This window comes from uncultured Methylobacterium sp., assembly GCF_964251405.1.
GTDB lineage: Bacteria > Pseudomonadota > Alphaproteobacteria > Rhizobiales > Beijerinckiaceae > Methylobacterium.
In genome coordinates, this window is sequence record NZ_CAXUJR010000016.1 from 1 (window position 1) to 8,236 (window position 8,236).

An 8,236-nucleotide genomic window follows, 5' to 3' on the forward strand; every position below is an offset into this window, starting at 1 on the left:
AACGGAGCAGCGCCCAGAACCGGGGCGAATGGTTCATCTCGCGCAAATGCGCCATCTCGTGCGCCACGAGGTAATCGAGCACGAGGGGCGGCGCCAGGATCAGGCGCCAGGAGAAGTTGAGGTCGCCGCTCGCCGTGCACGACCCCCAGCGGCTGCGGGTATCGCGCACCGTGATGCGCCGGGGCCCCTGGCCGAGGGCTGCGGTGTAGGCAGCGACGGCGGTGCCCAAGTCCTTGCGGACTTCGCGATCGAGGAAATCGCGGACCCGTCGTGCCACGTGAGGCGCCTCGCAGGAGACGGCGATGACGGGCTCGCCATCGATCGCCTCGCACGCCGTGGCGCGGCTGCGGGTGCCGCGATGGACGACCCGGTGGGGTGTTCCGCGCAAGGGCAGGACCGAACCGGCATCGAGCGCGATGCGTTCGGGCACCTTCGCAAGCCGCATCGCGATCCAGCCGCCATGGCTCTCGGCGAAGCGCTGCGCGGTCGAGAGCGCCGTCCGCGCCGGCAAGGTCATGACGACCTCGCCGGTGGCGTTGCTGACGCGCAGCGTCAGGCGTCGCGCGGTCGTACGCCGACGCAGGCCGACGCGAAGTCGTTCGTCTCCGTGCTGGATCTCGATATGGTCGGGATCGGGGACGGGCCGTCGCCGGAGTGCGAGTCGCATGGGGGCAGCTTAGCCATCCACCGCGTCCGCTTCCATGCCCCGCGGCAGCCGAATGTCTGTTCTCAGCCGACCTGGCGCAGGTGCGTTACGCGGGACGTCGCCAGACCCTGCATCTCGCGCACGAAGGATGCAATCCGCGGCGCGATGACGGTGCGGTAGCGCGAGCCGTTGAAGACGCCGTAATGCCCGACCCCCTGCTGCAGGTGATAGGCTTTGCGGTCCTCGTGCAGGTTCGGCGTCAGGTCGAGGGCCGCCTTGGTCTGTCCGACCCCGGAGATGTCGTCGTTCTCGCCTTCGATCGCCAGGATGGCGCAGTGGCGGATGGCACCGAGATCGACGCGCTCCCCCCGGTGGTACATCTCGCCCTTGGGCAGCGCATGATCGACGAACACCGTCCTCACCGTCTGCAGGTAGAACTCGGCCGTGAGGTCCATCACGGCGAGGTATTCGTCGTAGAACTCGCGATGCTTGTCGGCCGAATCGCCGTCGCCGGTCACGAGATGATCGAACATCTCCGAGTGGGCATCGACATGGCGGTCCATGTTCATCGCCATGAAGCCGGAGAGCTGGAAGAAGCCGGGATAGACGCTACGCCAGGCTCCCGGGTAGCCGACCGGTACGGTCGTGATGCAGTGACGCTCGAACCAAGCGGTGCCACGCTCTTGGGCGAGACAATTGACGGCGGTGGGCGAGCGGCGGGTGTCGATCGGTCCGCCCATCAAGGTCATCGAGACAGGCACGCCCGATCGCCCCTTTGCCTCCATCAGCGCGACCGCGGCGAAGACCGGCACCGCCGGCTGGCAGACGGCCATGACATGGAGATCGGGGCCGAGGTCCCGGAACATGTCCTTCAGGTAATCGATATAGGTGTCGAGATCGAAGCGCCCCTCGGAGAGCGGCACCGCGCGGGCATCCACCCAGTCCGTCACGAAGACCTGATGGTCGGGAAGCAGCGCCTCGACCGTGCCGCGCAGAAGCGTCGCGTAATGGCCCGACATCGGCGCGACGACGAGGATCTTCGGCTGGGGCTCGGCCGGCCCGCGCACGAAACCGCGATCGAAGGTGATGACGCGACAGAACGGCCGCTCCCAGACGACGCGCTCGCTCACCGGCACGCTGACGCCGTCGAAGACCGTTCCGGTCAGGCCGAAACTCGGCTTGGCATAGCGCCGGGTCACCCGCTCGAACATCTCGCAGGCGGCCTTGGCCGAGCGGGCGTAGGGCGAATAGGAGTACGGATTGGCCGGATTTTCGAGGCTGTGCTTGAGCATATCCGCGGCGATGCGGGCGGGCGCCGTCGACCAGCGCGCCATCTCGTACCAGTAATAGGCCTGACTCATCACCGCCCTCACGCGTCCCGTCAATCGAACAGATGGTGCACGAGGAACCTGAACGACTGCTCTCCAGTTCCCGTTCCCGCCGGATCCGGACGGGTTGATCGCGCGACGGGGATGGACGGCCCGGCTGCGGGCGCTATCGTTCCCCCATCATGATGGACACGGAAACGAGCGGATTCGTCCGGGCGGCGCGGCACCTGCGGCTCGACACCTTCGTCCGGCTGCGCTGGCTCGCCATCACGGGCCAGAGCGCCGCCGTCGTGGGAGCGCAGTTCGGCCTCGGCCTGCCTCTTCCGTTCGGATGGTGCTTCCTCGTCATCGCGGCCTCGTCCTGGCTCAACCTCGCCTTGAGGATCCGCTTTCCGGCAAGCTATCGGCTCAGCGACGATTCGGCGGCGCTCCTGCTCGCCTTCGACATCATCCAGCTCGCGGCGCTGCTCTTCCTCACCGGCGGTCTGCAGAACCCGTTCTCCCTGCTGTTCCTCGCCCCGGTCCTGATCTCGGCGACCGCCCTGCCGCCGGAACGGACCCTGGCACTGGGACTACTGGCGGTGGGCCTTGCGACCTTGCTCGCCCTCGTCCACCGTCCGCTGCCCTGGTTCAGCGACGGGCGGCTCGAACTGCCATTCCTCTACATCTCGGGCGTCTGGACCGCGATCCTGCTCGGGACGGCATTCACCGGGGTCTATGCCTGGAAGGTCGCGGACGAGACGCGCCAGCTCGCTCAGGCGCTCGCCGCCACCGAGCTGGTGCTGGCGCGCGAGCAGCACCTCTCGCAGCTCGACGGTCTCGCGGCGGCGGCGGCCCACGAACTCGGGACACCGCTGGGGACGATCATGGTGGTGACGAAGGAGCTGACCCGTCAGCTCGGCGCCTCGGCCTCGCCGTCCGTGCAGGACGACCTGAAGCTCCTGCGCGACCAGGTCGACCGCTGCCGCGGCATCCTCTCCAAGCTCACGTCGCTGGACAGCGATGAGGGCGGCTTTCTGCAGACCGTGACGCTCAGCCACCTCGTCGAGGAACTCGTCGAGCCGCAGCGCGCCATGGGCGTCGCGCTGGACATCACCAAGCACGGGGAAGGCCCCGAGCCGGTCTGCCGGCGCAATCCCGGGATCATGTATGGACTCGGCAACATCGTCGACAACGCCGTCGACTTCGCCGAGAGCCGGGTCGCGATCGAAGCGCGCTGGACCTACGAGCGCGTCTCGCTCGAGATCCGCGACGACGGCCCAGGCTTTTCCAGCGAGGTGCTGCTGCGCGCCGGCGAGCCCTACGTGACCACGCGCAGCCCGGATAAGTCGCGCCAGGGCGGCGAGGCCGGGGCCGGGCTGGGGCTCGGGCTGTTCATCGCCAAGACCTTGATCGAGCGATCGGGAGCACAGCTCTCGCTTTCGAACGTGTCCAGCCACGATGCGGAGGGTCAACCGACCACCGGCGCCGTGGTGCGGATCTCCTGGGCGCGTCACATCTTCGAGAGAGAGACGATTGCGCTCAAGGAATCCGATGCGACGACTGTCTCCCCCCTGATCGAACGCGGTGCGGTACCTATATAAAGTTCCTCAGAGTGATCAGAAAACTGGAGGAGCGTCAGATGCTGACGCAAGCTGCAATACCGAATGCCGACCCTGTCTCGCTGGCCGACAACGATCCGTTGGCGGCTTTCTCGGATCGCAGCCTGCTGATCGTCGACGACGATAAGCCGTTCTCGACCCGGCTCGCACGGGCGATGGAAATGCGCGGATACAGCGTTCGGGTCGCCGAGAGCGTCGCGGAAGGGGTGTCCGCCGTCGAGGCGCATCCACCGGCCTTCGCGGTGATCGACATGCGGCTCGGGGACGGCAACGGCCTCGACGTGATCGCGCGGCTCAAGGAGCGCCGTCCCGAAGCGCGCGGCGTCATCCTGACCGGCTACGGCAACATCGCGACGGCCGTCACTGCGGTGAAGCTCGGCGCCTTCGACTACCTCGCCAAGCCGGCCGACGCGGACGAGATCCACGGAACGCTGATGGCCCAGCCGGGCGAGCGCGCCGATCCGCCCGAGAACCCGATGTCCGCGGACCGTGTGCGCTGGGAGCACATCCAGCGCGTCTACGAGCTCTGCAGCCGCAACGTCTCGGAAACGGCCCGCCGCCTCAACATGCATCGTCGCACGCTTCAGCGGATTCTCGCCAAGCGTGCTCCGCGGTGATCGTGGGCCAGTAAAGCTCGTTTTCCGCATGGGGACGGCCGATATTGCGGCCCTCCGGCTGTTTGAGCTATGCCCGCGGCCTGTCCGCGCCGTGAGGGGTCTTGTCCCCCTCATGGTCTGAAAGGTGAGTCGACCCGTGAACACGCGTAACCTGATCACGATCGTCAGCATGATGGTGCTGGTCGGCACCGAGGTCTTTGCCGTAGCGATCGCGTCGGGTTGGGCACTTGCCGGCCTGTTCGATCTCGGCGACCGGGCCGGGCACGTGCTGATGGTGGTCTTCAGCGTGTTCGCCGCGTGGGTGATGCTCCAGCTCTGGCGCCGGGCCACCAGCATCGAGCCGATCCGCGGGGCGTCCACGCCGCGCTGACGCCGTCGAGGCGGCGGCTCGCGTTGCCAGTGCGGGGATTACGGACTATCCGCAGGGCAGATTTCCCTCACCGGATCGGTTGCCCGCCCATGAAAGCCCGCATCATCGTCACCTTGAAGACCGGCGTGCTGGACCCCCAGGGCAAGGCGATCGAGGCGGCCCTGTCCTCCTTCGGTCTCGACGGGATCGACGGCGTGCGTCAGGGCAAAGTCTTCGACATCGAGCTCGGGACGATCGACCGCGCGAGCGCCGAGGCGACCCTGCGCCAAGCCTGCGAGAAGCTGTTGGCCAACACCGTCGTCGAAGACTACGCGATCGAGATCGCCTGATGCGTGCCGCCATCGTCGTCTTTCCCGGCTCCAACCGCGAGGCGGACGTGGCGCGGGCCTTGAGGCTCGCGGGTGCCGACGTCACCACCGTCTGGCACACCGAGACGGCGCTGCCGGCCGGCACCGACCTTGCCGTGCTGCCGGGTGGATTCTCCTACGGTGATTACCTTCGCTGCGGCGCCATTGCCGGGCGCGCGGCGGCGATGGATGCGGTGCGGGCCCATGCAGAACGCGGCGGCCTCGTGCTCGGCATCTGCAACGGCTTCCAGATCCTGTGCGAATCCGGCCTGCTGCCGGGTGTTTTGATGCGCAACGTCGACCGGCGCTTCATCTGCCACCGGCAATTGCTGAGGGTTGAGCGGGCCGATACCCGCTTCACCTCGGCCTACGAGAAGGGCCAGGTCATCGACGTCTGCGTCGCCCATGGCGAGGGCAACTACTTCGCGGATCCTGAGACGACCGCACGAATCGAGGGCGAAGGCCGGGTCGCCTTCCGCTACTGCGATGCCGGCGGTGAGACGACCGTGGACGCCAACCGAAACGGGTCGCTCAATTCGATCGCGGGCATCTACTCGGACGGGCTCAACGTGCTCGGCCTGATGCCCCACCCGGAGAACTTCGTCGAGGATCTGGTCGGCGGAACCGACGGGCGGGGGCTGTTCGCGAGCCTGGCGGCTTAGGAAGCCCGCACTCTCCTCCCCCTTGCGGGGAGGAGTTGGAGGTGGGGGTGGTTCCGCTGGCCTCCGCAGAGGGTCACCCAGCCAGCCCCACCCTCGGTCCCTCGCCGCGAGGGGGAGGGAAGGGCGTCTCTCAATGTCCCTCGAACTCCATCAGCGTCCGCACCGGCACGTCGAGGTCGCGCAGCTTCTGCGCGCCGCCGATCTCCGGCAGGTCGATGACGAAGCAGGCCGCCACCACCTCGGCGCCGATCTGGCGCAGCAGGTTCACCGCGGCGCAGGCGGTGCCGCCGGTGGCGATGAGGTCGTCGACGAGCAGCACACGGTCGCCCGGTTTGATGGCGTCGACATGGATCTCCATCTCGTCGGTGCCGTATTCGAGGGCGTAGGCGATCGAGACGGTGGTGTGGGGGAGCTTGCCCTTCTTGCGGATCGGCACGAATCCCGACGAGAGCTGGTGCGCCACGGCGCCGCCGAGGATGAAGCCGCGTGCCTCGATGCCGGCGACCTGATCGATCCGCCCGCCCGCGAACGGATGCACCAGCGCGTCCACCGCCCGGCGGAACGCGCGCGGGTCGCTTAGCAGTGTGGTGATGTCGCGGAAGATGATCCCGGGCTTGGGGTAGTCCGGAATCGAGCGGATCGAGTCCTTGAGCGCGATGTGGCGGCGGGCTTCCATGCGGACGGCTTTCGTCGATTCTGGCGTTTGACGCGCGCGTTAGATCAGAAGCTACGCCGGCTGGAAAGTCGGACCCACCTCACGCATGTGCCCGGCGCAGGAGCTTGACCAGTTCGCCGTGCAGAGCCTCGTTTCCGCAGGCGACCGAGCGCGCGGCGAGGGGTTCGGCGCCGCCGTCGGCGCTGGTGACGAAGCCGCCAGCCTCGCGCACGATGATGATGCCCGCCGCGATGTCCCAGGTCTGCAGGTCGCGCTCCCAGTACAGGTCGGAGCGGCCGCAAGCGACGTAGGCGAGGTCGAGCGCCGCCGAACCGAAGCGACGGGCGCCTCCCGTCACCGCCATCACAGCGGCGACCTCGCGCAGGAGCTTGGGATGGTCGCCGCGCCCGAGATAGGGCGAGCCATAGGCGACGAGGGCGTCCGCCATGTCGATGCGCCCCGAGACGCGCAGGCGGCGGTTGTTGAGGTAGGCGCCCTTGCCGCGCTCGGCCACGAACAGCTCGTCCTTGATCGGATCGTAGATCACGCCCGCCACGATCTGGCCGTCGCGCTCCAGTCCCACGGAGATCGCGAAATGCGGGATGCCGTGGAGGAAGTTGGTGGTCCCGTCGAGGGGATCGACATGCCAGGTATGGCTCTTGTCCTGGCCCTCGATCGCGCCGGACTCCTCGAGGATCAGGCCGTAGCCGGGGCGAGCCTTCATCAGGGCGTCGCGCAGGACCTCCTCGGCCTTGCGGTCCGCGGCAGAGACGAAGTTGCCCGGACCCTTGCGGGAGACCTGAAGGTTCTCGACCTCGCCGAAGTCGCGCTTGAGGCTGCGGGCCGCCTTGCGCACGGCGTCGACCATCACGGTCATGAGAGGTGAGCTGATCATCGGTCTGCTGGTCCGGGTCGTTGGAAGGGCGAGAAGGCGGAGCGGTCCTGGCCACCGAGGTCGCGCACTCGACTGACGCAGCCGAGCGGGACCCGCGAGAGAGATGCTCGTCGCCATCGGTGGCGCCGGTACCTCGGGACGGGGGAGTTCCATCGGAAGCGGTCCGCCCGACGGCCCTCCCCTTAACAGATCCGGTCCGGCCATGACACGTCCCACGCGTCCGGCCGACGCGGGTCTGCCTCGCGCGGCGGGGATGCCGCTCAGTTCATGCTGACGCGTTCGGCCGCCAGTTTCTCCGCCCGGCCGCGATCCTCCGTGCTGAGGCCGGCGAGCGACTGGTCGAGCCAGGCGTCGCTGAGCCCCTGCGCCGAGGCCGCGAGGTTCCAGGCCGCCGCCTCGACTAGGTTCTTCTGGACGCCGCGCCCCGCCGCGAACAGCCGCGAGAGGCGGTTCTGCGCGATGGCGTTCCCGCGGGACGCCGCATGGGCGAAATAGCGCGCGGCGCGGATCTCGTCCTTGGGAATGCCGGTGCCGTTGAAGAGCAGGATGGCGAATTCGACCTCTCCTGCAAGGTCGCCGTTATCGGCCGCGCGCCGGAACCACTCGGCCGCCTTGGCCGGGTCCTTCGTGACGCCGCGCCCCTGAAGATGGAGCACGCCGATATTGTGCTGGGCCGCGCCGATCTCCCCCTCGGCCGCCTTCTGGAACAGGGAGGCAGCCCTGGAGAGCTCGTTCGCATTGCCCGTGCCCAAGAGGAGCAGGCCGAGATTGTAGGCGGCCGTCGCGTCATCCTTGTCCGAGGCCTTCTCGAGCCAGGCCCGCCCGGCCTTGGCGTCCTTGGGGCCGCCGCGGCCATCGACCGCCATCAGTCCGAGGGCCGCCATGGCATGGGCATCGCCCTGCGCGGCCGCGAGCCGGTACCATTCGGCCGCCTTCACGGCGTCCTGGCGGATGCCGAGCCCCTGGTTATAGAGCTCGCCGAGCAGCGTCATGGCGGCGGCATCCTTCTGGTCCGCCGCGAGCCGCTTCGTCGCCTCGCGAAAGGCGGTGGCGTATTGGCCGCGCTGGTAGGCGCCGAAGGCGATATCCGGGGCTTTGCTCGACGGCCCCGGCAC

Annotated in this window: 10 protein-coding genes; 5 read left to right on the plus strand and 5 right to left on the minus strand. The window is 68.2% G+C overall.

Annotation, left to right across the window (positions count from 1 at the left end):
* A partial coding sequence (locus ACFE7U_RS04895) for a M48 family metallopeptidase (RefSeq protein ID WP_375408613.1) occupies positions 1–667 on the minus strand: 667 nt, incomplete at its 3' end.
* 62 nt (positions 668–729) lie between these two features.
* On the minus strand, positions 730–2,007 hold the full coding sequence (locus ACFE7U_RS04900) for a polyhydroxyalkanoate depolymerase (protein ID WP_375408614.1): 1,278 nt from the start codon (positions 2,005–2,007) through the stop codon (positions 730–732).
* A gap of 149 nt (positions 2,008–2,156) precedes the next feature.
* On the opposite strand from ACFE7U_RS04900, the gene ACFE7U_RS04905 reads away from it, so the two are divergent.
* The 5 genes from ACFE7U_RS04905 to purQ all read left to right on the plus strand — a co-directional run bounded on the left by ACFE7U_RS04905 (position 2,157) and on the right by purQ (position 5,571).
* Positions 2,157–3,557, plus strand: a complete 1,401-nt coding sequence (locus tag ACFE7U_RS04905; protein WP_375408615.1) for an ActS/PrrB/RegB family redox-sensitive histidine kinase — start codon at positions 2,157–2,159, stop codon at positions 3,555–3,557.
* A gap of 38 nt (positions 3,558–3,595) precedes the next feature.
* The gene (locus ACFE7U_RS04910) at positions 3,596–4,192 is read left to right on the plus strand and encodes an ActR/PrrA/RegA family redox response regulator transcription factor (RefSeq protein WP_375408616.1); all 597 of its coding nucleotides are present in this window, start codon (positions 3,596–3,598) and stop codon (positions 4,190–4,192) included.
* A gap of 136 nt (positions 4,193–4,328) precedes the next feature.
* Entirely contained in the window at positions 4,329–4,562 is a 234-nt protein-coding gene (locus tag ACFE7U_RS04915; RefSeq protein ID WP_375408617.1) for a hypothetical protein, read from the plus strand.
* Between the two features lie 89 nt (positions 4,563–4,651).
* Complete coding sequence (gene purS, locus ACFE7U_RS04920) at positions 4,652–4,891, plus strand: phosphoribosylformylglycinamidine synthase subunit PurS (RefSeq protein ID WP_375408618.1); 240 nt, start codon at positions 4,652–4,654, stop codon at positions 4,889–4,891.
* Positions 4,891–5,571 (plus strand): phosphoribosylformylglycinamidine synthase subunit PurQ, encoded by a 681-nt coding sequence (gene purQ / locus ACFE7U_RS04925; RefSeq protein WP_375408619.1) that lies wholly within the window; start codon positions 4,891–4,893, stop codon positions 5,569–5,571. The genes purS and purQ overlap by 1 nt, the downstream gene beginning before the upstream one ends.
* A gap of 130 nt (positions 5,572–5,701) precedes the next feature.
* On the opposite strand, the gene ACFE7U_RS04930 is transcribed toward purQ, so the two are convergent.
* From ACFE7U_RS04930 to ACFE7U_RS04940, 3 genes are all read right to left on the minus strand, one after another.
* Positions 5,702–6,247 carry an adenine phosphoribosyltransferase gene (locus ACFE7U_RS04930; protein WP_375408620.1) on the minus strand — a complete coding sequence of 182 codons (546 nt, stop codon included), beginning with the start codon at positions 6,245–6,247 and terminating at the stop codon, positions 5,702–5,704.
* Positions 6,248–6,326: 79 nt separating this feature from the next.
* On the minus strand, positions 6,327–7,121 hold the full coding sequence (locus tag ACFE7U_RS04935) for an inositol monophosphatase family protein (RefSeq protein ID WP_375408621.1): 795 nt from the start codon (positions 7,119–7,121) through the stop codon (positions 6,327–6,329).
* Between the two features lie 260 nt (positions 7,122–7,381).
* Positions 7,382–8,236: tetratricopeptide repeat protein (locus ACFE7U_RS04940; protein WP_375408622.1), on the minus strand; the 855-nt coding region annotated here is incomplete at its 5' end.